Origin of the sequence: Pseudohalocynthiibacter aestuariivivens (assembly GCF_018457175.1) — a bacterium.
In the GTDB taxonomy this organism is placed as follows: Bacteria; Pseudomonadota; Alphaproteobacteria; order Rhodobacterales; family Rhodobacteraceae; genus Pseudohalocynthiibacter; species Pseudohalocynthiibacter aestuariivivens.
Map to the genome: position 1 here is coordinate 1 of NZ_JAGFNU010000010.1, position 23,748 is coordinate 23,748.

Here is a 23,748-nt window from a genome sequence, read left to right on the forward strand (position 1 = left end):
ATGCCAAAAATAAAAAAAAGGCAATGGGCCGGAAAAAACTGTCGCGGGATGGAGCAGCCCGGTAGCTCGTCAGGCTCATAACCTGAAGGTCGTAGGTTCAAATCCTACTCCCGCAACCAAAATTTATCATTATATAACAGTAATTTAGCGACCGTCCTTGGGTGGCCTTTTGCGTTGGCAAAATCGCCGCGGAAGCACGCGGCGAGGCAGGTGAAAAAGCCCTTGTCTTAGCTAGGATGTTACCCCGGACGGCTGGGCAGCCCAGGGTAGGTTTTTCGTTTCGCGATTAAAGGTTACCCTTGTTCATTTCACTGGCGATATGATCGGCTTGCCGAATAGCAAGCGCCACAATCGTCAGAGTTGGGTTTTCAGCCGCACCGGTCGTGAACTGGCTGCCGTCCGAGATGAACAGGTTAGCGATATCGTGAGTCTGACCGTGTTTGTTCACGACGCCATCTCTTGGATTCTCCGACATTCTGTTTGTGCCAAGGTTATGCGTTGACGGGTAGGGTGGTGTCGGGAAGACACGCGTTGCGCCAACCGCGTCATAGACCGCCGCACCTTGCTTATAGGCATGGTTGCGCATGGCAATGTCGTTGGGATGATCATCAAAATGCACATTTGGTGCTGGCAGGCCGAACTGGTCTTTTACCTTGTGGTTCAGCGTGATGCGGTTTGTTTCCTGTGGCATGTCTTCGCCCACGATCCACATGCCAGCCATGTTTTCATAGCCGTCCAACGCGGTCGTAAATTCGCGACCCCATGCACCGGGATCAAGGAATGCGGCCATAAAGGGCAAACCCAACCCCAAGGTTTCAAGTTCATACCCACCAACAAAACCGCGGGACGGATCGTGGCGGGATTCGTCCTGAATGATGCCTGCCATGGTCGTTCCACGCCACATTTTTACGGGTTTGTCGAACACCGCGTAGACCGATCCGGTCATGTGTCGCAAATAGTTGCGTCCAACCTGACCGGAACTGTTTGCCAGGCCGTCGGGGAACATGCTGGACGCAGAATTCAGTAGCAAGCGCGGACTTTCGATTGAATTCCCAGCCACGCAGACAATGCGCGCCTTTTGCATCTGCTGGTTGCCGTCCGCATCCGCGTAAAGAACGCCGGTAATCTTTCCGGAGTCATCATGTTCGATCTTCAGAACATGTGCGCGTTCTCGTACTTCAAGGTTGCCGGTGGCTTCCCCCCTTGGGATGTCGGTGTAGGCGGCAGACCATTTTGCCCCCCATTTACAGCCCTGAAAGCAAAAGCCTGTTTGTTGGCACGCCATTCGGTCATCGTAGTCTGCCGAATTGATTGCCATGCGGCCAGTATGCACCTCTTTGTAGCCAAGGGCTTTCGCTCCAGCTTCAAAAACCTTGAAGTTGTTGTTGCCCGGCAATCCAGCCCGGTCACCAGTACGGGTGACGCCCAGCTTGGTTTCTGCCTTTTCATAATAAGGCGCCATTTCCGCGCCATCTATCGGCCAGTCCAGAAGGTTTGCGCCCTGTACGTCACCGTAGTTGGTTTTCGCTTTCCATTCATGGTCCTGAAAGCGCAGCGAAGCGCCAGCCCAGTGGGTTGTTGTGCCGCCGACCGCTTTCACGATCCATGCGGGCAGGCCCGAAAAATCATTGGCAACGCGCCAGTCACCTGATGTGGTGCGGGCGTCGAGCCAGGCTAACTGGCCAAAACTTTCCCACTCGTCGTTTATGTAATCTTCGGGCAGATATCGCCCTCCGGCCTCAAGCGCGACAACGTTCACGCCTTTTTGCGCAAGCTCGTTTGCCAGAACACCGCCGCCAGCGCCGGTTCCGATTATGACGACAACGCTGTCGTCGTTCATGTCATATGGTGCAGCCATTGTTACGTCCTCCCTCAGATCCAGTTGATGTCGTCAAAGCCACGGTCGATGTAACCGCCTTTGCTAAAGCTTTCGCCCTCATAACCAAACAACGGCCAAACGGCTTTTTGATTGTAGAGCCCGGTTACAAGACCGCCGCGTACGGTTTGGAAAAAGCCGCTGTCTTCCATGCCGCGCAAAATGTCGACGCGATCACGCTCCCAACCGGTATCGACGTAACTGGCGAAACCCATCCCAACAGCAGCGGCGTTCAACGCGGCGATGCCGGATTCGACGGTTTCTGCACTATCTGCGTTGTCATAGCCTTTGACCGCCGCTGCATAGAATTCGTCAGCCACGTGATCATGTGGGTAGATGTCGCGTGCCATCTGGATCAGGGTTGCCATTGTTTCTGGTTGAAGGTGTTCAACCTCCATAGCCCAGGCGGCTGATGTGCTCGCCACATAGCCGGAACCTACGACAAAAGCAGCACCTGCTGCCACACTGTGCGAAAGTAGGTCCCTTCGGGTCAGTGTTAGTTTTTTTGATCCCATAGTCATGGAGTCCTCCCTATCTTTAGTTTGAGTCAGTGATAGCGTCCGTGCCTTTGCAGCACTTCGATTTGGTAGCCGTCCGGATCCTGCACAAAGAAGAACCGCGCCAGCAAACTGCCGTCTTTGTTAAATTCTACGATCTTGCGTGGCGCATAACCTGCATCGTTGAAGCGCGTGTGCTCAGCATCCAGATCTTCAACACAGAACGCTATGTGACCGTAGCCATCGCCAAGGTCGTAAGGTTCAGTTCTTGCTTTGTTGATTGTGAGTTCCAGCTCAAAGCTGGCTTCGGGGTTGCTGAGATAGACGAGCGTGAAATCGTCAAAATCCATCCGCTCAGCAGACGTAAGCCCAAAGGCATTTTCATAGAAAGAGACCGAGCGATCTTCCTCCAGGACGCGAATCATTGCGTGGATTGCTTTTGCCATTGGCACCTCCCTAACCCGAACAACTGCGTGATCTGGTAAGGGTAGCGAACCAATTTAGGGCCTTGGTAGTAACGAGGTACTACACCTGAAATTTATTCAGCAGCGATCGATTCTGGTGCTGACGACAGATGGTGCTGCCGTATCAGGCAGGCACAGCGAAGCAATGAGGTGAAATTAGGAGCTTCTCCTCTAAGCTCAAGGACTTCGGAATGGAGCTTGGACACAAAAGCAGGTGTTGTGAGCCCCTCGTTCTGCGCTATTCCGTCAACGATTTCCCAAAAAGATTTTTCCAGGCGGATGCTTGTGCTCTGCCCGTTCAGGCGCAGACGCCGCGTTTCGGGCTGATAATCTTTAGGGTCTTGTCCGGCAAAAATCTGACACATGACTTGCCTCCCAAACAGTCATTAGAATTCTAATTTTGATGTGAATCCACAAATTAGCAAGTTTTTAGATTTTTGGCTCAAATCCCGCGATGAGCTGGCGCAACCCGAATGCGGCACCAATAACGATTGCTGCGAGCGTGACGGGCGCGCTGAATGCCAATAGTGAAAACGCTGACAACCCCTGGCCAATGCTGCACCCCATAGCAACAACCGCGCCAAACCCCATCATGCAGGCTCCGAGAATTTGCCTGCGCAATTCCCGCGGATCTTCACATGCTTCCCACCTGAAATGGCCTTTGATCAGACTGCCGATAAATGAGCCCAACAATACCCCAAACACAGAGCTAGTACCGAAGCTGACGGAACTTCCGCTGGAGGTCATGGCGTAGAGCATTGTTTCACCGATTGGGGCAGAGAACGTATGCGATACGATGGGAACCACGTCAAAGCCGTGGCGCGCGACCCATTGCGTGCCCGCCCAGCCGCTGACGATCGCCAGGCCGACGACAACGCTCCAGAACAAGGCCTCTTTTGAACGGCGTATATTTGGGGACATAAGCGCAAGAATAAGAACGAGAAGACCGATGCAAAGGCCGATCGGGATAGCCGACAGCCCTGTTTGCGATGCCAGAGAATGCGCGAAACCGGGCGGGGTTCCAACCACGGGTTCGGACGGAAAAATTGTTATGCGCAGCTTGGCAAGCGGACCGGACAGCATGACGTAAGATGCCAGCCCCATGACCAGTACAATCACAAAAGACCGCATGTCCCCGCCACCCAGACGCGCGAGCTCACCGAAACCGCAATTGCCTGCAAGCGCCATGCCGTACCCGAAAACCAAACCACCAATGATACTGGCAAGTGGGCTCCAGGTCTGAGACAGGTAAAAAGCCTGTTGTGTCTCAAGTAATCCGAGACCCGAAAGAGAAAAGGTGCCAAATATTGCTACACCAAGCGCGACGAGCCACATGCGAATTCGCAGATCGTCCCCGCCATAGAGCAGGTCCTCGATCGCACCTAACGTGCAAAACCGTCCAAGGCGCGCAGCGAGCCCCAAGGCGACACCGCCAAGCAGCCCAACTATAGCGACAAGCATTGCGTCACTCATAATTTCCTGCATCGTTTGACCTCCTCCTCAGGTCAAAACCGGAAGGTCATAGCAACCGATCAGCGGTTACTATTCATTCGGACTTGCAAAACAAATCATAGACAACTTCCATGATTTGGCGCGAACGGTCATCTGTCAAGCTGTAGTAAATTGTCTTCCCGTCGCGGCGTGGGCTTACGAGTCCTTCGTGGCGCAAACGGGAAAGCTGCTGTGATACGGCTGCCTGGCGTGCGGATAGAAATCTTTCAAGTTCGGTAACCGATTTTTCGCCGGTTGCGAGGTAGCAAAGGATCATCAGGCGGCCCTCGTGGCCAAGTGCCTTTAGAAAATTCGACGCTCGGGTCGCATTTTCGTGCATCAAGCTCATATCGTCTTTGGATAAGGTTTCATCAAATACTGGCAGCGCCATCTTTTTCTTCCCGAGGTCGTTTTATCCGATTGTTCGCAAATACCCTTGTTTTAAGGGTCGCGTCAAATGCGGTACTCGTTTCATTGCTCACAAGTTTGTGCAAGTCCTTTGCCTCTTAACCTGCGATGTTTGTAGTTGCTCCCCTGATGGGTATCCTTTGAAAAAGAACTCCGAGAAGACCCCAAAAGAAATCTTCTCCCGGATAGCCTTCGATGCGCCCAACTTCTATGCCGTTATCCATCAGGATAAAAGTTGGTGTGAAACGGACCGGAAGCTTGAACGTGAGATCAGACGGTTGCGGGTCATGAAGATCGATACGCCGTAGCGGAGCGTGCGCGCCTTCTTCGGTTTTCGGATAAATCGGTGCAATTTCTTCGTTCCAGCGTATACACCATAGGCATCCCTGTTCTTCAACCATAATCAAATTAGTTCCGGCCCAGGCCGTTGAAAACATACTTAGAAAGCTGAAAGTCAGCACTAGAGATTTTAAGAAACAAGACATCGTTGAACCACTCGAATGCATCAGATCATTTGACGACCAGACAACAAACAACATAATTTGAATATTTGAATGAATCAAGAACTGGGTCAGCACATGTTCGATATCACCTATACCGGCGCTATAATAGCGGGGCTCCTATCGTTTCTTTCCCCCTGTGTTTTGCCGATCGTACCGTTCTATCTCAGCTACCTGGCCGGAGTTGGTATGAACCAAATCTCCGCAGACGCGGTTATTTCGGTTTCCGTCCGTCGGCGCGCGGTTTTGTCCGCGCTCCTTTTTTCTTTCGGAGTGATTACGGTCTTTATGGCCATGGGGGTAACGGCGACTGTTTTTGGCCAGTTGGTTCGTGAATGGTTTGACGTCCTTCGCTGGATGGCTGCCGCATTGATCATCGTCATGGGTTTGCATTTCCTTGGTGTGTTGCGAATTGGGTTTCTTTACCGGCAATTCAGGGCGGATGCAGGGGATACATCGAACCTCAGTTTTTTAGGGGCCTATGTTATTGGGCTTGCCTTTGCTTTTGGGTGGACGCCCTGTGTGGGTCCGGTTTTGGCGACAATCCTGTTTACCGCAGCGGGCGCAGAAACTGCTGGGCGCGGGGCCGGGTTGTTGTTCGCTTATGGTGCAGGGATGACATTGCCGTTTGTGATTGCGGCAATGTTCATTGCACCTTTCATGCGCTGGATGGCCCGTTTTAGGCGCCATTTGGGTCTGGTTGAAAAACTGATGGGCCTGTTACTGATACTGTTCGGGCTTCTGATCGCAACAAATTCAATCAATTACATAGCTCAATGGATGCTCGATACCTTTCCTGTTTTTAGTCGCATTGGGTAATCTGAAAAGGAGAAACGACCATGAGAATTTTTCTTACCTTCCTGGCAGCAGCGTTTCTTGCGTCATCTTCCTGGGCTGTGGAACTTGGTGATGATGGTCTGCACAAAACTGCGTGGATGCGGGATACGTTTAAAGACCTGAACGAGGATTTGGCTGAGGCAAATGCAGAAGGTCTGCGTCTTGCATTGTTTTTTGAACAACGCGGCTGCGTCTACTGCACCTCAATGCATGAAGAGGTTTTTCCGCAACCCGAAATCGCCAGCTATATTGAAGAGAATTACTTTGTTGTTCAACTGAACTTACATGGTGATCTTGGTGTGACGGATTTCGATGGCGAAACGCTTTCGGAAAAAGATATGGCCAGAAAATGGGGAATTCTCTTTACGCCAACCATTTTATTCTTGGCTGAAACGGTGGAAGATGGTCAATCAGCACAGCAGGCATCTGTCGCAATGATGCCAGGTGCTTTCGGTGCAGGGACCACCCTAGACTTGTTCACATGGGTCAATGAAAAACGGTACGAGTCAGTGGATGACGAGGATTTTCAGCGCTATCACGCCCGGCGGATTCGTGAACGAAACGATGGAAGCACAGACTAAACAGGCAGAACGCAACAATAAATTCGATTATTTGAATTTATTGTTGCGTCGACACAAAGCAGTGCGCTACGTTTAACCCGAAAGACAAAAAGAAAAGTTTTCAAGTCTTAGGGAGGACACATGAAGCGAACCATATTATTCGCAGTCGGGCTTATCGCTGCTTCGACGGTCGTGATGGCGGGAACAACAGCACCGTCTGATGTTTCTTTCGACGATCAGGGTGCTATCGCCAATACACTCTCCGGAGCGGCAGGAGACCCGGAAAGTGGTAAGACGATTATGAGAACGCGCGGGCTCGGCAATTGCATAGCCTGTCACGAGGTCAGCGAACTTTCAGACTTCCCGTTTCACGGCGATATCGGCCCTTCACTTGACGGAGTTGCTGGTCGTTGGTCTGCAGAAGAGCTTCGCGGCATTGTTGCAAATGCGAAGATGACATTCCCAGACACCATGATGCCGGCGTTTTACAAAACCGATGGCTTTATCAGGCCCGGCAACGGTTTTACCGGTAAGGCCGCCGAAGGAGAGCTGGAGCCATTGCTCAGCGCTCAACAGATCGAAGATGTTGTCGCATATCTGCTCACGCTCAAAGAAGAATGAGCACGACATTGTTTAAGGAGCAATCATGAATTTAACACGTAGAGACACACTATTGATGGCCATCGGCGGCGCTGTTGTTGCAGCATTGCCAATGCCGGTATTTGCCGCTGCGACTGAGGACCAGATCGCCGAATTCACTGGCGGGGTCGAGCCCGGAACAGGCGGTATAACCCTCACCGCACCCGAGATTGCGGAGAATGGCAATACTGTTCCGATCGAAGTCGATGCGCCAGGCGCGGTATCCATCATCATCCTTGCAGCAGGCAACCCGAACCCGGGTGTGGCAACCTTCAACTTTGGTCCGCTTGCCGGATCTCACGTCGCCTCAACCAGAATTCGTCTGGCTGGTACGCAAGATGTGGTTGCTGTTGCAAAAATGGCTGACGGAAGCTTCGTGCAGGCCTCGCAAGAGGTGAAAGTCACAATCGGCGGCTGCGGCGGCTGACAGGAAGGGATTGAGACATGGCAGAAAATGTTAGGCCTCGCGTACGTGTTCCAGCAACCGTCGCGGCAGGAGAAACGATTACGATCAAAACCTTGATCAGCCACAATATGGAATCTGGTCAGCGTAAAGATGGCGATGGAAATGTCATTCCTAGATCGATCATCAACCGCTTTACCTGCGATTTTAACGGTCAGAATGTCATTGATGTGACGCTTGAGCCAGCAATCTCGCGTAACCCATTTTTTGAGTTTCAGGCAACGATCTCTGAAAGCGGCACATTCCAGTTCACCTGGTATGACGATGATGGGTCCGTCTACGAAGAACAAAAAGAAATCGCCGTAGAATAAGATGACGCGACTGGGAGGAAGATCAATGAAAGCATTGGCTCTTAAGGGAGTAGCCGCAGTATCGGCGCTGTCGTTTGTGGCTGCGTCTGCTTTGGCGGACGAAAACGCAAATCTGGTCGTGAATGGTGAAATCGACATGACCATTCGCGCACCTGCGCCTGATCATATGGAAAACATGAGCGAGGTTATGTCTGGCTGGCTTTTCCGATCAAGCGAAACGCAAGCCCTGCAATTAGACGACTTCGAAAATCCGGGCATGATCTGGGTTGATGATGCGCGTGAAGTATTTGCCAGTGAAAGCGGATCGGGCGGGGAATCCTGTGCCTCGTGTCATGACAGCCCCGAAGCACTTGCTGGTGTTCGCGCTGTTTATCCTAAATGGGATGAAGAGCATGGCGAGGTTCAGTCGCTTGAGATGCAAATCAACGAGTGTGTGACCGAGCGGATGGGTGGAGAACCCTGGAAATACACTGGCGGGACGATGGTCAATATGACTGCACTGCTGGCGTCAGTCTCGCGGGGGATGGCAGTCAACGTTGCAATTGACGGGCCTGCACAATCCACATGGGAAATGGGGCGTGATCTTTATTACACGCGCACAGGCCAACTGGAGCTAAGCTGCGCGAATTGCCATGAAGACAACTATGGCAACATGATCCGCGCAGATCACCTATCGCAGGGTCAGATCAATGGCTTTCCGGTCTACCGCCTGAAAAACGCCAAGCTGAATGCTGTGCATTCGAGGTTCAAGGGCTGTGTACGTGATACGCGTGCACAAACATATTCGCCCGGATCACCAGAGTTCATAGCACTGGAGCTTTATGTTGCCTCACGTGGCAATGGCCTTTCGGTCGAAGGACCATCTGTTCGTAACTAGTTTTCAACCCGCGCCGCGTGATCGGTGCGGGGTTTTTGTAAGGTTAAACATTCAATTTAACGCATGCGTATTTTACGAAAGGTATTCACATGATCTCTCGCCGACATTTCTTGCAAGCGGGCCTCGCTGCCTCAGCAATTTATGGCGCATCCGGTTTTGGGAATTGGTCACGACTGGCGGCGCAGCAGGCGCTGACACAGGAAGATCTTCTTGGGTTCAATACGACCGGCAACGTAACCCTTGTACACATCACTGACATCCACGCACAGTTGAAACCGATTTATTTCCGCGAGCCTGAGATTAATCTTGGCGTAGGTGGTGTGATCGGAAAACCGCCGCATGTCACTGGTGCTGATTTTCGTGAACTTTACGGATTGGGGCAGGGGTCAGCGCTTGATTATGCATTGACTTATGACGATTTCACCGCGCTGGCTAAGGGCTACGGACGCATGGGTGGAATGGACCGGATCGCGACAGTCGTCAAATCTATCCGCACAGATCGTCCCGACGCGCTGGTGCTTGATGGGGGAGATACCTGGCAAGGCAGCTTGACTGCGCTCAGAACCAACGGTCGTGATATGGTCGAGACCTTCAATTTGTTGGGCACAGATGCGATGACCTCGCACTGGGAATTCACCCTTGGCATCGACCGGGTGATGGAGATTGTCGAGAATGAACTGAACCATCCGTTCCTGGGTGCCAACATCTTTGACACGATGTGGGATGAGCGCGCGTTTGAGCCATATAAAATGTTTGAACGTGGCGGTGTGCCGATCGCAGTGATCGGTCAGGCCTTTCCTTACATGCCAATTGCTAATCCAGGCTGGATGTTCCCCGATCTGAGTTTTGGCATCCGGCAGGACAACATGGCTGAAATGGTTGCTGAAGTGCGTGGCAAGGGGGCCGAGCTTGTCGTGCTTCTGTCGCACAACGGGTTTGACGTTGACCGCAAACTTGCCGCTGACGTTGAAGGCATCGACATCATTTTGACAGGGCACACGCATGACGCATTGCCTGAACCTGTTCTGGTCGGCAAAACCCATCTGATTGCTAGTGGTAGTCACGGAAAATTTGTAAGCAGACTGGACCTCGATGTACGGGATGGCGGCTTGCAGTCAGTCAATCACAAGCTGATACCGATTTTCTCGGATGTCATTGCAAAAGACCCTGAGATGTCAGCATTGGTTGACAGCCACCGTGCGCCTTACAAGGATGAGTTGGAGGAGGTTATTGGATCGACAGACAGCCTTCTCTATCGTCGTGGGAATTTCAATGGAACGTGGGATGACCTGATCTGCAATGCGCTGATTTCTGAGCGCGAGGCCGACATTGCCTTCTCACCTGGCTTCAGGTGGGGAGCGTCTTTGCTACCCGGGCAGGACATAACACGCGAAGACATCTTCAACGCAACCGCGATGAGTTACCCCGAAGCCTACCGCACGGAAATGACGGGTGAATTCATTCACACAATTCTGGAAGATGTCGCAGACAATTTGTTCAACCCGGATCCATACTATCAGCAAGGCGGCGATATGGTGCGTGTAGGCGGTATGGGATACCGGATCGATATCAACAAACCACAAGGCGAGCGGATCACCGAGATGACTCTGTTGAAGTCCGGTGAACAGATCGACCCCGCCAAAACCTATGTGGTCGCTGGCTGGGCCAGCGTGAACGAAGGTACCGAAGGACCCACGATCTGGGACGTTGTCGAAAGCCATATTCGCAAACAGGGCACAGTTTCGATCGAACCCAACGACAGTGTGGAAGTCGTTGGGGCGTGAGTATTAGCGGGGTGCGAGCCCCAGCTAAAAAGAAGAAAAGAGAGGACAATGACGATGGTCAAAATATTCAAGGGTTCGAAACCATCACGCCGATCATTCCTCAAAGGCGCACTAGCAGCAGGTGGGGCAGTTACAGGGGCTGGTCTGGCACAGGCGGCACCTGACACTGCGATAACGGAACTCCAGCCGTGGAACCAGAATCTGGGCGACGGTGTTGACGTAAGCCCGTATGGGGTGCCATCCGAATTTGAGGCGCACGTTCAACGCAAGAACGTAGAATGGCTGACCGCAGATACAGTGTCCTCCATCAACTTCACGCCTCTGCACGAACTGGATGGTATCCTTACGCCGAATGGGTTGTGTTTTGAACGCCACCATGCAGGTGTCGCAGAGGTTGATCCTGCCAAGCACCGCCTGATGATCAATGGGCTTGTAGATAAACCATTGGTTTTCACCCTGCAGGATCTGATGCGGTTTCCACGGGAAAACCACGTTTATTTCCTTGAATGCGCAGCCAACACCGGGATGGAGTGGCGCGGTGCGCAGCTTAACGGCTGCCAATTCACGCACGGTATGATCCATAACGTGATGTATACTGGTGTGCCGCTACGCCTGATCCTTGAAGAAGCCGGTGTGAAGACCAACGGCAAATGGGTGATGCCGGAAGGCGCCGACGCCTCTGCCATGACGCGATCAGTGCCGATTGAAAAAGCGATGGATGACTGTCTTGTCGCGTTCAAAATGAACGGTGAAGCGCTGCGTCCCGAACAGGGATATCCGATGCGACTGGTTGTTCCCGGTTGGGAAGGCAACATGTGGATCAAATGGCTGCGCCGCATCGAAGTCGGCGACATGCCATGGCATCACCGCGAGGAAACCTCAAAATATACTGACTTGCTGGAAAACGGTAGCGCGCGTCGTTTTACTTGGGAGATGGACGCGAAATCGGTCATCACCAACCCATCACCTCAAGCGCCTTTGAATCACGGTAAGGGCCATACAGTTCTGACCGGTGTGGCCTGGTCTGGCAGGGGTACAGTTCCACGTGTGGATGTGACGCTGGACGGAGGAAAGAACTGGCATCAGGCCCGCATATCCGGGCCGTCGCTGCCGATGTCGATGCACCGGTTCTATTTCGAATTTGACTGGGACGGCAGCCCGCTGCTTTTGCAAAGCCGGGCGCATGATTCAACCGGCTATGTCCAGCCAACCAAGGACCAGCTGCGCGTGATTCGGGGCGAAAACTCAATCTACCACAATAACGGTATCCAAACCTGGTATGTAAACGAACAAGGGATCGCCGAAAATGTCGAAATTTCTTAAGATTCTAGCACCAGCCGGAGCGGGTGCCCTTGGAGTTTTGGGGTCTGCTTACATGTTGGCCGACCAGTTTGTCGTGGACATACCGGCACCAGTGCGCGGCAGTATTGTTGTCGCTGCAAACGCCGCAACCGAGGACACGACGGGTACTGAAGAAGCTTCTGTCAGCGCCGAACCCATGGCTGAAATCGAACAAGTTGAAATGATGCTGCAGTCACCAGAAGGCGGATTTAGCCTTGGTCGTGAGGCCCTGAGTGAAGAAGTTGCTGCATGGGATATTGATGTACGCCCCGATGGTCTTGGCTTGCCCGAAGGTAGCGGCGATGTTTTCATGGGCGAAGAGATATATCTTGAAAACTGCGCGATGTGCCACGGCGATTTTGGCGAGGCCATTGGCCGGTGGCCCGTTCTGGCCGGGGGTGAGGGGACATTGGATGGCGAAGATCCTGTTAAGACTGTCGGATCATACTGGCCCTATGCGTCGACCATCTTTGACTATATTCACCGGGCAATGCCGTTCGGCAACGCACAGTCGCTTACCGATGACGAGGTCTATGCGCTTACCGCGTACGTTCTTTACCTTAACTATCTGGTTGAAGATGACTTTGTACTGAACAGGGAAACATTTGCCGAAGTGCCGATGCCTAATCAGGATAACTTTTTCATGGATGACCGGGCAGAGGTAGAGCTAGGTGAATTCTCCAAAGAAGCTTGTATGGAAAATTGCAAAGACACGGTGGAGATCGTCAAGCGTGCCCGCGTTCTGGATGTGACGCCCGAGGCGGCTGAAAGTGATGAAACACAAGAAAATGCTGCTGAAGAAACGACAGAGCAAATGGCAGCTGCAGAAACCACCCAAGCAGTAGATGAAGCCAGCGAAGAGACAACGGATGCCACCGACGCGATAGACCCGGAATTGGCTGCGGCAGGCGAAACAGTGTTCCGTAAATGTCGCGCCTGCCATCAGGTTGGCGAAGGTGCTTCAAACCGGGTTGGCCCGCATTTGAATGCTATCATTGGCCGTTCCGTAGGCTCGGTCGAAGGTTTCCGTTATTCCAGCGCTATGCAGGATGCCGGGGGTGGCGGTCTTGTCTGGTCTGAAGAAAGTCTCGGAGAGTTTTTGACGAATCCGCGAGACTTCCTTGCGGGCACCAAAATGTCTTTTGCAGGTCTTCGCGATGAAGGCGATGTTGCCGCGATCATCGCCTATCTCGGCAGCATGAGCGAATAGGGCATCGAAGAATGCGACGGATTTTTCTTACCACTCTGTTGTCACTGGGATTTGCGAGCCAGGTCACGGCAGAGGCCGGGGGAAACGCCGAACGCGGTGAAGCTCTATTCCGGCAATGCGCTGGGTGTCACCAGGTTGGCGAAGGTGCCGAGCACCGTATAGGTCCAAGTCTGAACGGAGTTTTCGATCGTAGCGCGGGGGCGGCCGAGGGCTTTCGGTATTCGAACGCTATGGAGCGAACCGCAACCGGGGGGTTGGTCTGGACCTACGAGTCTCTCGATACGTTTATCGAGAACCCCAGAAATCTGGTCAGTGGAACCCGGATGAGTTTCAGGGGGATCGCAAACCAGAAGGATCGCGACGATCTGCTTGCCTATCTGCGCCTGTTCTCGGCCAGCCCGGCGAATATTCCAGAAGCAGCACCGACAGCCAAAGGCTTGGATCATGATTTTGATCCTGAAATTTTAGCAATCTCCGGTGATCCGGCTTATGGCGAGTATCTCTCAAACGAATGCACGACGTGCCACCTGCTCAGCGGGAATGATAATGGCATTCCTTCGATCACAAACTGGCCGGTCGAAGATTTTGTGATCGCACTGCACGCTTACAAGAACGCAAAGCGACTGCACCCCGTCATGCAAATGATGGCAGGACGCTTGTCAAACGAAGAGATTGCGGCCTTGGCCGCGTATTTTAAAAGCCTCGACCAATAGGGGCACCGTTTTTTGGGGGAATTGATATGAAACTTAACAGACGTAAGTTTATTGGAACCACTGCTGCTGCTTCGGCTCTTCTTGCAGCACCAATGGCGATTGGATCGGGGCATGGCCGCGCGAAAGTTGTGGTGATTGGTGGCGGCGCAGGTGGCGCAACTGCTGCGCGTTACATTGCCAAGGACAGCAATGGCGAGATTGACGTTACCCTCGTTGAACCCACACGCACTTATTACACCTGCTTCTTTTCTAACCTTTATATTGGCGGGTTCCGCGAAATTGACTCGATTGCACACAGCTACGGAACACTTGCCTCTGAATACGGTGTCAACGTTATTCATGACTGGGCAATCAGTGTGGATCGGGATGCAAAGACTGTTACGCTGGCTGGCGGTTCGGCGCTTTCCTATGACAAGCTTATCCTGTCGCCAGGTATTGATTTTGTAGATGGTGCCGTACCTGGGTGGGATCTGAACTCACAGAACGCAATGCCGCATGCCTACAAGGCTGGTTCGCAAACCGAATTGCTGAAAGCCCAGATCGAAGCAATGCCCGAAGGTGGCACCTTCGCGATGGTGGCCCCGCCCAACCCGTTCCGCTGCCCACCCGGGCCATACGAACGCGTGTCGATGGTTGCGCACCGCCTGCGCGACATCAACCCGACCGCAAAAATCATAGTCGCCGATCCCAAGGAGAAATTTTCCAAGATGGCGCTGTTTCAGGAAGGCTGGGCGGACAACTACAGCGGTATGATTGACTGGATCGGCGCTGATTTTGGTGGCGGCAATGTTGAAGTCGACCCACACGCAATGACCGTAAGCATTGATGGCGAAGTTACAAGTGTTGATGCCTGTAACGTAATCCCAGCGATGAAAGCTGGGCGCATCGCTGAAATGGCAGGGGTCACGGATGGAAACTGGGCCCCGGTAAATGCAAATGATATGTCGTCCAAGATGGACGAAAACGTATATGTGCTTGGGGATGCAACCTCGCAGGGCGATATGCCGAAATCAGGGTTCTCGGCGAACAGCCAGGCGAAGGTTTGCGCAAATTCTGTGCGTGGTGCGCTCACAGGCTCAAGCGTGTTTCCGGCCCGTTACTCCAACACCTGTTGGTCGCTGATCGACACTGACAATGGCGTCAAAGTTGGTGCTACCTACGAAGCTACTGAAGAAAAGATTGCGAAAGTTGACGGGTTTATCTCCGCAACTGGCGAAAGCGTTGACCTCAGGGCCGCGACCTATCGGGAATCCGTCGGATGGTACGATGGAATCACGGCCGACATGTTCGGCTAGCGACACACGGATGAATTGAGGCATATCAAGGCCGGACGTTTTGTTTCGGGTTATTTTGGCTGATTAGAAGGAGAGAGAGTTATGAAAACTGCTCTGTTAACGTTGGCGTTTGGTGCGATGGCAGGCTTGGCGATGGCACAGGAGGCCGTCACCTATAATTTCGCCGGTTCCTTCGAAGACGCCGCTTTCGGTGTTGAAAGCGCTATCGTCGGTGAAGGACTGGTGATTGATTATGTCAGTCACGTGGGCGAGATGCTGATTAGAACAGGCGCTGATGTCGGAAGCGACAAGGTGATTTTCGAAAATGCGGACATCTTCGTTTTCTGCTCGGCAGTTCTGTCACGTAAGGTGATGGAGGCCGATCCTATGAATATCGCCCACTGCCCATATGGTGTTTTCGTAGCTCAGCAAGGGGAGGCTGTGACTGTTGGGTATCGCACATATCCCGATGGCCCGATGCAGGAAGTTCAGGCCCTGCTGGACAGTATCGCAAAAAGTGCGGTGAGCGAGTGAGTGAGATAATATGGATTACGAAAAGCACTTTGCAGATGAACTGAACCGGTTGCGCGAAGAAGGCAACTACCGTGTGTTCGCAGATTTGGAACGCCACAAAGGCGCGTTTCCCTCTGCAACAAACAGGACTGGCGGCGGTGCACGCGAAGTGACGATCTGGTGCTCCAATGACTACCTTGGGATGGGTCAACATCCGGCGGTTTTATCCGCGATGCACGATGCGCTCGACAAATCAGGCGCCGGGGCCGGTGGGACACGGAACATATCGGGGACCACCCATAATCACGTGCTGCTGGAACGGGAACTGGCCGATCTGCATGGCAAAGAAGATGCACTGCTTTTCACCTCAGGATATGTTTCAAACTGGGCGGCACTGGGGACGCTTGCGTCAAAGATACCTGACTGTGTTGTGCTGTCTGATGCGTTGAACCATGCATCGATGATCGAAGGTATCCGTCATTCCCGGGCAAAAACGCTGATCTGGAAGCATAATGACCTCGCTGATCTTGAGTCAAAGCTCGCGTCTCTTCCCGCAGGTCAACCCAAACTAATTGCGTTTGAAAGCGTTTATTCAATGGACGGTGATATCGCCCCGATTGCTGAAATCTGTGATCTTGCAGACCGGTACGGCGCAATGACCTACCTTGATGAAGTCCACGCGGTTGGCCTTTACGGCCCACGCGGCGGCGGGATTGCCGAGCGTGAAGGTTTGATGGACCGGTTGACGGTGATCGAGGGAACACTGGGCAAGGCATTTGGCGTTGTTGGCGGTTACATCGCGGCCTCTGCGCAGCTTTGTGATTTTGTGCGAAGTTTCGCCAGCGGATTTATCTTTACCACGGCGTTACCGCCTGCAGTTGCTGCTGGTGCTGCGGCCTCTGTTCGGCATCTGAAGCAAAGTGGCGAAGAGCGCGACTTGCAGAAAAAGCGCGTAGCGCAAGTTCGGGCGAGGCTTGACTCAATCGGAATTCCACACGAACTAAACCCTAGTCACATCATTCCTGTGATGGTGGGTGATCCGGTTAAATGTAAGTATATTTCTGATGTGCTGCTTGACGAATATAGCATCTATATCCAGCCGATAAACTATCCGACTGTGCCAAAGGGTACAGAGCGTTTGCGCATCACACCGTCGCCCGTCCACAGCGAAAAAGACATAGACCGTTTGGTTGCCGCGCTCGGCGACCTTTGGGCGCAATGCCAGCTTGCCCGTCTTCCGATGGCCGCACAGTAGTCCATGCTCGCACTATTCGAGGCCCTGATTGAACGCTACGGCGAAGGCGCCCTGCTGGTCACTGCGGGGCTTGTTGTTGGCGTGGTTTTTGGCGCCTCTGCACAGCACAGCAGGTTTTGTTTGCGTGCGGCCACTGCAGAATTTTCATCCAGGCAATTAGGGCCGCGAACCGCGATTTGGCTAGTCGCTTTCTTTGCGGCGCTGACCCTCACGCAGGGGCTTGTCGCATTTGGTATCCTTGATGTGAGCCAAGCGCGTCAATTGGCTGCGACAGGCAGCCTGTCAGGCGCGATCATCGGAGGCACGTTTTTCGGGATCGGAATGGTTTTGGCGCGCGGATGTGTAGGCCGACTTCTGGTTCTTTCGGCAACAGGGAACCTCAGGGCGATTGTGACAGGTTTGGTTTTGACACTTGTCGCGCAAGCCTCATTGAGCGGAGTATTGGCCACACTGCGTGAAAAGCTAGGCAGTCTTTGGGTGGTTTCTGGTGGCGAGGCCCGGGACCTGCTCCATATTACCGGGCTGGGGCAGGGCACCGTGACGGTGCTTGCTGTCATACTGCTCGGTATTTCGATTGGGATAGCATTTTATCGTAGGTGTGGTCTTTCACGCCTTGTTGCCGCGGCACTGGTTGGCGGTGCCGTCGCGCTGGGCTGGGCGCTGACCTACGATATTTCGCTGTCTTCTTTTGATGTTGTTCCGGTTTCAAGTGTAACCTTTACGGGTCCATCAGCGGATACTTTGATGGGGCTTGTGAATAACAAGTCCATGCCCGGAAGCTTCAGCATCGGCCTTGTACCGGGTGTTTTTCTGGGGGCCGCAGTTATGGCGATTTTAAGTGGAGAGTTCCGGCTTCAGCGTTTTGGCCCGGACACACCGATGGAGCGATATCTGGTTGGCGCGGTGTTTATGGGATTTGGCGGTATGCTGGCCGGTGGCTGTGCTGTTGGTGCTGGCCTGTCCGGGGGGGCGATCATGGCGCTGACCGCTTGGATTGCCGTGTTTTTTATGTGGGTCGGTGCGGTGTCAACGACACTTATCATGCAGGCTGTTGCACCGCAGGCGGTAACTGGGGCCGCTTCTGCCGCCTGACTAAAAGTCTTCAAACTCCATTTGCTCATAGACGCGCCCGGCGTTCTTTGTTGCCAGTTCTTCGTAGGTATCAAGGTGCGCATAAGGTGTTTGGTCCACGTAATACGCGTCTGTCAGGCTGCCGCCTGCATCAAGATGCTCGCGGATCTTCGCGCGCAAATACTCAAGATAGCCTTTTGTGTATCTTCGGACCTGATCCATGTTTGTCGGGTGGCCGTGGCCGGGGATGACATAAGTTGCCTTTAGCGCTTCAAATTCCGTATCCCAGGTTTCCAGCCAGTCTGCTGTTAACGTGTCCGGGAAAATGGGTAACATGCGCTCGTGAAATGCCATGTCACCAGAAATCACCAGATCTTGGTTTGGCAACCAGACAACAACATCACCCGCACTATGCGCTGGGCCTAAATGTCTGACCTCAATGCGATACGCCCCAAGTTCGACGATATATTCGTCTTCAAACGTGATTGTCGGACCCTGTAGAAAAGTTCCTTCAGCTTTGTCCTGATTGTAACGCTTCATCGATTCCAAAATTTGAGTGCCATCTTCTTCAAATTCATGTGCTGCATCGACATGTGCAACGATAGGCACGCCTTGCTCTGCCCAGTAGCCATTACCAAGCATCGCGTGGCCCTGTCCGTTTTCGTTTGTAACCAGCACCACCGGTTGGTCAGTCACAGTTTTGATTTCGTCGTGCAAGGCTTTGGCGAGCACATAGGCCGCGCCACTGTTAACAACCACGACACCTTCGCCTGTCACAATGAAGCTGAGGTTGTTGTTATGCCCGGTGTTTTCATAGTTGGGTGGGGCGGTGGCGCCAATAGCGGAAAATACACCCGGTATAAATTCGACAGGCTTGGAATAGAGTGGCGAGCCCGGATATTGGTCTGCAATATCTTCGCTTGCCCATGTGGGAACTGAGCAAACAATCAAAGCGGCCGCGAGGATGAATTTCATGAAATGCTCCTATGGAATAAACCGAAAACCGCTTCCGGCGCGTTCAACACGCCCGATGCCGGGATATGGCAGGTGAAACCCAATCATTGGGATTTGTGCTGTAGAAATTTGATCAAGCAGCGAGATCCGCGCTTGTGCCGCCATTTCGCCATCCTGATCAGACCCGGATATCCAACCGGGTTGTTCAAAGGCAACATGATGGTTGGCAATTGCGTCACCGACGACCATCAGGCTTTCAGCACCGCTGCGCAGTTCAAACGCCATGTGGCCGGGTGTATGGCCGAAACAAGCTCTGGAGGCGACACCGGGCAAGATTTCCTCATCATCTTTGAAAAATGAAGTGTTGTCTTCGATTTGTAAAAGCCGCCGCTGTGCTCCAATTGCAAAAGTTGTTCTGTTTTCGCCAATTGTTTCAACGGTCTTTGGGTCTGTCCAGTAAACCCATTCTGCCTGTCCGATAAGATACGTCGCATTGTAAAAATATAGCTCATCGAAATCGTCCATAACGCCCCAAAGATGATCGGGATGTGCATGGGTGAAAACCACATGCGTAACCTCGCCGGGATCGATGCCAAGAACGTCAAATGCCTCGCCAATTTTACCAGCAGTTTGCATGAAATCCGGGCCGGAACCGGCGTCGAACAAGATTGTCCGTTCTCCGTCACGCAGCAGCGTGAGGTTGCAGTCCGGCGTGACCTGTTCACGCGATATGTTGTGGCGGGAAAGAATGTCGCCCAATTCGGACTGAGGCATCGCGCCGAACACAAAATCACCGGGCAAAACAAGATTGCCGTCACTTAATGTGTCTATTTGAAAAGCGCCGAGCTGTGTAGACGTCTGCGCCCAGATCTTTGACCCGAATGCGGTGCTTGCACCTGCAATGGATAGGGTGGCGAGGGACTTTGACAAGAACATCCGTCTGCTGGTTTTCATTTTCACGCCCTATCCCATTAAATTCTATTATATGAATATGAATGAATTTTAAGAGTCGATCAATAGCTGTGCTTTAACTTGACGCTTTAAGCGAAAAAGGTTTTGACTCTGACACATTAATAATGAAACTGATGTCATATTTATTTAATGAGAATACATTTAATGAATGCCGAAGCACGAAAACTGGCAACCAAAGGGAATTTTGGTTTTCCTACCGAACTTGCACGCGCCGCAAAAGACGCACGAAAGGGCGAGCGGACGAAAGCAAATATTCGCATTGCTGTGTGCCATTGCCTGAACAAACTTAGCCTCGCTGATTTAACAGTTTCCGAAATTTGCCAAGCGGCGAAAATAGCGCATGGTACGTTCTATATATATTTCGCCGACCGCAACATTCTGGTCGGTGACGTAGCGCTCCGGTATATTTCTTTTGTCCAAGGCGAGATGCACAGGGCGTCGCAGCAGGAACCCGCAGATCCGATGCGCGCAGCAACCGCCACATATGTCGCGTTGTTCGAGCAAAATCCCGGCCTGATGAAATGCCTTATCAACCACCTGGATGGGTTTCCCGAAGCGAAGAAAGCGTTCCAGACACTAAACCGACAATGGCTTGAAAATGTCGTCGCGGCGACAGAACGGCGGCTTGCACTGGAAGGCAGGTCTTTGGCGCATGATGAATTGATGCGCCGGGCCTATGCGCTTGGCGGAATGACAGATCAGTACCTGACAGGTCTACTGCTTTCAAACGATCCCAATATGGCGTCTTTCTCCAGCGACAGGGACGCCGTGATCGACACCCTTAATTTGCTCTGGCGCAGAGGGATGGAACCTTAATGCTTGTAAAAAACGCAGAGAAAATGAACAGCGCTGAGCTTTTTCTTCACAATCAGAAGGCATGGGAAAAGCAAAGCGCATATGTTGCTGCCAAGTCTGACTTTTATCATAAACTCTGGGAGGGAGCGGTCCCTCCGAAGGATCTAAAAGACCTTCCCAACCTGCCACTGTCCGATAAGGCGCAGCTCCGTGTTTCTCAAGCCAATCATCCCCCTTTTGGAAATTACCTTGCGGCGTCTAAGCGCGCGGCTGTTCGTTTGCACAGAACATCAGGAACCACCGGGCAGGCAATGAACCTCGCCTTGTCAGCGCGGGACGCTGAGATTACCCAGATTGTCGGCGGGCGGGCACAAAGTTCTGCAGGTTTGACACCTGATGATACGGTTGCGCATTGCCTGAATTACCAGATGTGGATGGGCGGCGTGACTGATCACCTGACGCTTGAGGCAACGGGTGCCCTTGTCATACCTTTCGGCGTTGGTGGAACTGAACTTCTGATCAGAACGATAAAAGAGGTTGGTGTCACGGCCATTTCCTGCACTCCGTCCTATCCCGCGGTTCTTGAACGCGTCATCGCGGAAAAGTTTCCCGGGTTGGCCCCGCGTGATCTGGGTCTCAGGCTGGGGTTGTTTGGCGGTGAACCGGGGCTTGATGACCCAACGTTTCGGGAGCGTTTGAAAAACACCTGGGGGTTCGAGCCGCGCAATGCAAACTTCGGCGTTTCAGATGTGTTTTCGAATTTCGCCGCTCAATGTGAATACGATACGCGTCTTCATTTTCTTGCGCAGGATGTTTTGTACCCTGAGCTTATCGACCCCGAGAGCGAAACACCGATACCTATTGAAGCCGGCAAAACCGGAGAGTTGGTATTGACCCATCTTGTGCGGGACTGTCAGCCGCTGGTTCGGTTTCGTACAGGTGACATTATCGCCATTGATGAAACAGAGCTTTGTCAATGCGGCTGCGCAGGCTTTCGGTTTCGTGTCGTTGGCCGTTCTGACGATATGATTGTTGTCAGGGGGCTCAACATGTTCCCGACAATGGTCGCAACCGTGATCAACAGTTTTGAGGACGTGACGGGTGACTACCGGATCGTGCTGGATCGACCGCCGCCATACGATGTGCTTCCTGTGCAAGTTGAACTGGCGTCTGGTCGTCCGGTATCGCAGGAACTTGCCCGAAAGATCGAAAAGAAATTCAAAAAAACACTTGGGGCTTCCGCGCATGTCAGCTTGTTGCCGCACGGGGCGTTTCCTGTAACAGAGGGAAAAACCAGACGCGTGATTAGGAGTTACGAATGACCGAGCAAACCTATGAAACCGTGCTGAGCGTTCTTGGTGAAAAAGGCGTCAGAACGATCACGCTGAACCGGCCTGCAAGCCTGAATGCAATGAACCGCCAGTTGATTGACGAAGTGGCGCGGGCTTTTGACGATGCAAACGCAGATACAGAGACCAGGTCAATCGTTTTCACGGGCGCCGGCAAAGCGTTTTGCGCAGGGGACGATCGGCGCGAACATGTTCACCCTGACTCTGAAGAGGAAGCGCGTGATCTTGTTCAGGCTATTCAACGCGCAACCCATGCCATCATTTTTGGGGCAAAGCCCGTTGTAGGCGCGATCAACGGTTGGGCCGTTGGTGGCGGTTTTGAATGGGCGATCAATTGCGATTTCCCAATTTGGGGCAAAAGCGCGAAAGGGTTTTTCCCTGAAGTCTCGTTAAACATTTTTGTAACCGGGGCGGTAACTTCCCTGCTGCCGTCGATGGTAGGCCTGCACAAAGCCCGCGAAATGCTTTTTTTTGGGGAAAAATACACAGCAGACGACCTATTGGATGCAGGGGTTGCATGGCGCGTCGAGGCGGATGACGCGCTTCTTGAAAAGGCACAGGAAACGGCCGAACGTTTGTCTGATCTGCCTACCTTGTCGGTGCGCTCAATGAAACGAGTGCTGAACGCCATCGCAACGCCAGATTTGCATCGCGCGCTGCAACTTGAAACTGACGCGACGGTGGCTGGTTTTATGGACCCGGAAACGACAAAACGGTTGTCTTCCTTCTAAAGAAGGGGTGTACACCACGTGAAGCCCGTGGTGCGTTCAAAACCAGATTTCAGGCGACGGCGCTATGCCATTTGGAGATGACTTGCGAAAGGTTTTCTGCAGGGAAAAGCACGAGCGCGGCGCGGTTTTCATTCTCTGCAAAAAGAACGGAGTGTTGTTCCAGTGACGGAGATCTTAGCACAATGCATCTTTTGGCTTCTGCAGAGTTCCCGCCTTGCTTTAGCCCAATATCGGGGATTGAGAAACCGTCGCTTGCGAGGCTTACGAGGCGTTCAATCAAGGCTTCATCCCCAGATTTTCTAGTAACTGAGCCCTCTTTCAATTGAATCCATGCAGAGGCGATATCCCGACAAGATGCAAGAAAGGATGCGACCGCGCTTTCCTCATTTTCTTCGGTTGTTTCCACGGCATCCAATGACCACGCCTGCGCCAAAGAATCTGGTGAGCATCCGACCTCTGAAGACCCCATCGCCCGGGAAAGGCCGTGTGAGGTTACTTTCAGTTTTGTCGCTTCTTCTGAAAATGCGTCCAGCAACCGTGCCATGTCGTCGATTTCGGGCCCATGCGCATCAAATGTCGCAACCTTCAAAAGAGACTTGAAAGAAGTGGCCAGTCTTTCAGGTAAAACTTTGCTTACGCAAAGCAAGCGCCGGCCCGAGACCTCAAGCCCGATCATATCGCCGCGATCGTTTCTAAACTCAAGCTCACGACCAAGTAATGTCTCGTCAATTTCGCGCAACATTACTGTCATCACTTCATCAAGGTTGCTGACCTTAAAGACGTGACCGTCGCTTTTTGCACCAAATTCCTCAGCACCCAGCTTTTCCAGCTTGCTCTTGAGCCTATTGATATCGTTCACAATT

27 protein-coding genes and 1 tRNA gene are annotated in these 23,748 nt (G+C 52.7%); 18 read left to right on the forward strand and 10 right to left on the reverse strand.

Annotated elements, in window-relative coordinates; genetic code table 11:
• Positions 1-42 precede the first annotated feature (42 nt).
• Positions 43-119, forward strand: a tRNA-Met gene (locus tag J4E70_RS14220).
• Between the two features lie 167 nt (positions 120-286).
• Here the strand turns inward: J4E70_RS14220 and J4E70_RS14225 are convergent.
• The 7 genes from J4E70_RS14225 to J4E70_RS14255 all read right to left on the reverse strand — a co-directional run bounded on the left by J4E70_RS14225 (position 287) and on the right by J4E70_RS14255 (position 5,137).
• On the reverse strand, positions 287-1,858 hold the full coding sequence (locus J4E70_RS14225; protein WP_213890314.1) for a GMC family oxidoreductase: 1,572 nt from the start codon (positions 1,856-1,858) through the stop codon (positions 287-289).
• A 14-nt stretch (positions 1,859-1,872) separates the two neighbouring features.
• Complete coding sequence (locus J4E70_RS14230; RefSeq protein ID WP_377609279.1) at positions 1,873-2,397, reverse strand: Twin-arginine translocation pathway signal; 525 nt, start codon at positions 2,395-2,397, stop codon at positions 1,873-1,875.
• A gap of 26 nt (positions 2,398-2,423) precedes the next feature.
• The gene (locus J4E70_RS14235; protein ID WP_213890315.1) at positions 2,424-2,819 is read right to left on the reverse strand and encodes a VOC family protein; all 396 of its coding nucleotides are present in this window, start codon (positions 2,817-2,819) and stop codon (positions 2,424-2,426) included.
• A gap of 92 nt (positions 2,820-2,911) precedes the next feature.
• The gene (locus J4E70_RS14240; RefSeq protein ID WP_213890316.1) at positions 2,912-3,202 is read right to left on the reverse strand and encodes a ribbon-helix-helix domain-containing protein; all 291 of its coding nucleotides are present in this window, start codon (positions 3,200-3,202) and stop codon (positions 2,912-2,914) included.
• 64 nt (positions 3,203-3,266) lie between these two features.
• Positions 3,267-4,322 (reverse strand): YeeE/YedE family protein, encoded by a 1,056-nt coding sequence (locus J4E70_RS14245; protein ID WP_213890317.1) that lies wholly within the window; start codon positions 4,320-4,322, stop codon positions 3,267-3,269.
• Positions 4,323-4,383: 61 nt separating this feature from the next.
• Positions 4,384-4,719, reverse strand: coding sequence for an ArsR/SmtB family transcription factor (locus J4E70_RS14250; RefSeq protein ID WP_213890318.1), 336 nt, complete (start codon positions 4,717-4,719; stop codon positions 4,384-4,386).
• Between the two features lie 115 nt (positions 4,720-4,834).
• Entirely contained in the window at positions 4,835-5,137 is a 303-nt protein-coding gene (locus tag J4E70_RS14255; RefSeq protein WP_425516552.1) for a hypothetical protein, read from the reverse strand.
• Between the two features lie 177 nt (positions 5,138-5,314).
• On the opposite strand from J4E70_RS14255, the gene J4E70_RS14260 reads away from it, so the two are divergent.
• From J4E70_RS14260 to J4E70_RS14325, 14 genes are all read left to right on the forward strand, one after another.
• Positions 5,315-6,055 (forward strand): cytochrome c biogenesis CcdA family protein, encoded by a 741-nt coding sequence (locus tag J4E70_RS14260; RefSeq protein WP_213890424.1) that lies wholly within the window; start codon positions 5,315-5,317, stop codon positions 6,053-6,055.
• Positions 6,056-6,075: 20 nt separating this feature from the next.
• Entirely contained in the window at positions 6,076-6,654 is a 579-nt protein-coding gene (locus tag J4E70_RS14265; RefSeq protein ID WP_213890319.1) for a thioredoxin family protein, read from the forward strand.
• A 120-nt stretch (positions 6,655-6,774) separates the two neighbouring features.
• Positions 6,775-7,254 carry a sulfur oxidation c-type cytochrome SoxX gene (gene soxX / locus J4E70_RS14270; protein WP_213890320.1) on the forward strand — a complete coding sequence of 160 codons (480 nt, stop codon included), beginning with the start codon at positions 6,775-6,777 and terminating at the stop codon, positions 7,252-7,254.
• Positions 7,255-7,279: 25 nt separating this feature from the next.
• Positions 7,280-7,699, forward strand: coding sequence for a thiosulfate oxidation carrier protein SoxY (soxY, locus tag J4E70_RS14275; protein WP_213890321.1), 420 nt, complete (start codon positions 7,280-7,282; stop codon positions 7,697-7,699).
• A gap of 17 nt (positions 7,700-7,716) precedes the next feature.
• Positions 7,717-8,046, forward strand: a complete 330-nt coding sequence (gene soxZ, locus J4E70_RS14280; RefSeq protein ID WP_213890322.1) for a thiosulfate oxidation carrier complex protein SoxZ — start codon at positions 7,717-7,719, stop codon at positions 8,044-8,046.
• A gap of 25 nt (positions 8,047-8,071) precedes the next feature.
• Positions 8,072-8,923, forward strand: coding sequence for a sulfur oxidation c-type cytochrome SoxA (soxA, locus tag J4E70_RS14285; RefSeq protein WP_213890323.1), 852 nt, complete (start codon positions 8,072-8,074; stop codon positions 8,921-8,923).
• An 89-nt stretch (positions 8,924-9,012) separates the two neighbouring features.
• The gene (soxB, locus tag J4E70_RS14290) at positions 9,013-10,707 is read left to right on the forward strand and encodes a thiosulfohydrolase SoxB (protein ID WP_213890324.1); all 1,695 of its coding nucleotides are present in this window, start codon (positions 9,013-9,015) and stop codon (positions 10,705-10,707) included.
• Between the two features lie 48 nt (positions 10,708-10,755).
• Positions 10,756-12,030 (forward strand): sulfite dehydrogenase, encoded by a 1,275-nt coding sequence (gene soxC, locus J4E70_RS14295; protein WP_213890325.1) that lies wholly within the window; start codon positions 10,756-10,758, stop codon positions 12,028-12,030.
• Entirely contained in the window at positions 12,014-13,258 is a 1,245-nt protein-coding gene (locus tag J4E70_RS14300) for a c-type cytochrome (protein WP_213890326.1), read from the forward strand. The genes soxC and J4E70_RS14300 overlap by 17 nt, the downstream gene beginning before the upstream one ends.
• Before the next feature lie 11 nt (positions 13,259-13,269).
• On the forward strand, positions 13,270-13,971 hold the full coding sequence (locus J4E70_RS14305; RefSeq protein WP_213890327.1) for a c-type cytochrome: 702 nt from the start codon (positions 13,270-13,272) through the stop codon (positions 13,969-13,971).
• A 26-nt stretch (positions 13,972-13,997) separates the two neighbouring features.
• A complete protein-coding gene (locus J4E70_RS14310) occupies positions 13,998-15,266 on the forward strand; it encodes an NAD(P)/FAD-dependent oxidoreductase (protein WP_213890328.1) in 1,269 nt (422 codons plus the stop codon).
• An 81-nt stretch (positions 15,267-15,347) separates the two neighbouring features.
• The gene (locus tag J4E70_RS14315) at positions 15,348-15,779 is read left to right on the forward strand and encodes a DUF302 domain-containing protein (protein ID WP_213890329.1); all 432 of its coding nucleotides are present in this window, start codon (positions 15,348-15,350) and stop codon (positions 15,777-15,779) included.
• Positions 15,780-15,789: 10 nt separating this feature from the next.
• Positions 15,790-17,013, forward strand: coding sequence for a 5-aminolevulinate synthase (gene hemA / locus J4E70_RS14320; RefSeq protein ID WP_213890330.1), 1,224 nt, complete (start codon positions 15,790-15,792; stop codon positions 17,011-17,013).
• Between the two features lie 3 nt (positions 17,014-17,016).
• Positions 17,017-18,105 (forward strand): YeeE/YedE family protein, encoded by a 1,089-nt coding sequence (locus J4E70_RS14325; RefSeq protein WP_213890331.1) that lies wholly within the window; start codon positions 17,017-17,019, stop codon positions 18,103-18,105.
• Here J4E70_RS14325 and J4E70_RS14330 read toward each other — a convergent pair whose 3' ends face one another.
• Both J4E70_RS14330 and J4E70_RS14335 read right to left on the reverse strand, forming a co-directional pair.
• Entirely contained in the window at positions 18,106-19,059 is a 954-nt protein-coding gene (locus tag J4E70_RS14330) for an MBL fold metallo-hydrolase (protein ID WP_213890332.1), read from the reverse strand. It lies immediately after the preceding gene.
• A 9-nt stretch (positions 19,060-19,068) separates the two neighbouring features.
• Positions 19,069-19,992, reverse strand: a complete 924-nt coding sequence (locus J4E70_RS14335) for an MBL fold metallo-hydrolase (RefSeq protein ID WP_213890333.1) — start codon at positions 19,990-19,992, stop codon at positions 19,069-19,071.
• Between the two features lie 162 nt (positions 19,993-20,154).
• Between J4E70_RS14335 and J4E70_RS14340 the strand changes: the two genes are divergently transcribed.
• The 3 genes from J4E70_RS14340 to J4E70_RS14350 are packed head-to-tail and all read left to right on the forward strand — an operon-like array spanning position 20,155 to position 22,885.
• Entirely contained in the window at positions 20,155-20,826 is a 672-nt protein-coding gene (locus J4E70_RS14340) for a TetR/AcrR family transcriptional regulator (protein ID WP_213890334.1), read from the forward strand.
• Positions 20,826-22,127, forward strand: coding sequence for a phenylacetate--CoA ligase family protein (locus J4E70_RS14345; protein WP_213890335.1), 1,302 nt, complete (start codon positions 20,826-20,828; stop codon positions 22,125-22,127). The genes J4E70_RS14340 and J4E70_RS14345 overlap by 1 nt, the downstream gene beginning before the upstream one ends.
• Positions 22,124-22,885 (forward strand): enoyl-CoA hydratase/isomerase family protein, encoded by a 762-nt coding sequence (locus tag J4E70_RS14350; protein ID WP_213890336.1) that lies wholly within the window; start codon positions 22,124-22,126, stop codon positions 22,883-22,885. The genes J4E70_RS14345 and J4E70_RS14350 overlap by 4 nt, the downstream gene beginning before the upstream one ends.
• A gap of 49 nt (positions 22,886-22,934) precedes the next feature.
• Here the strand turns inward: J4E70_RS14350 and J4E70_RS14355 are convergent, their stop codons facing one another.
• Positions 22,935-23,744, reverse strand: coding sequence for a hypothetical protein (locus tag J4E70_RS14355; protein ID WP_213890337.1), 810 nt, complete (start codon positions 23,742-23,744; stop codon positions 22,935-22,937).
• Positions 23,745-23,748 lie beyond the last annotated feature (4 nt).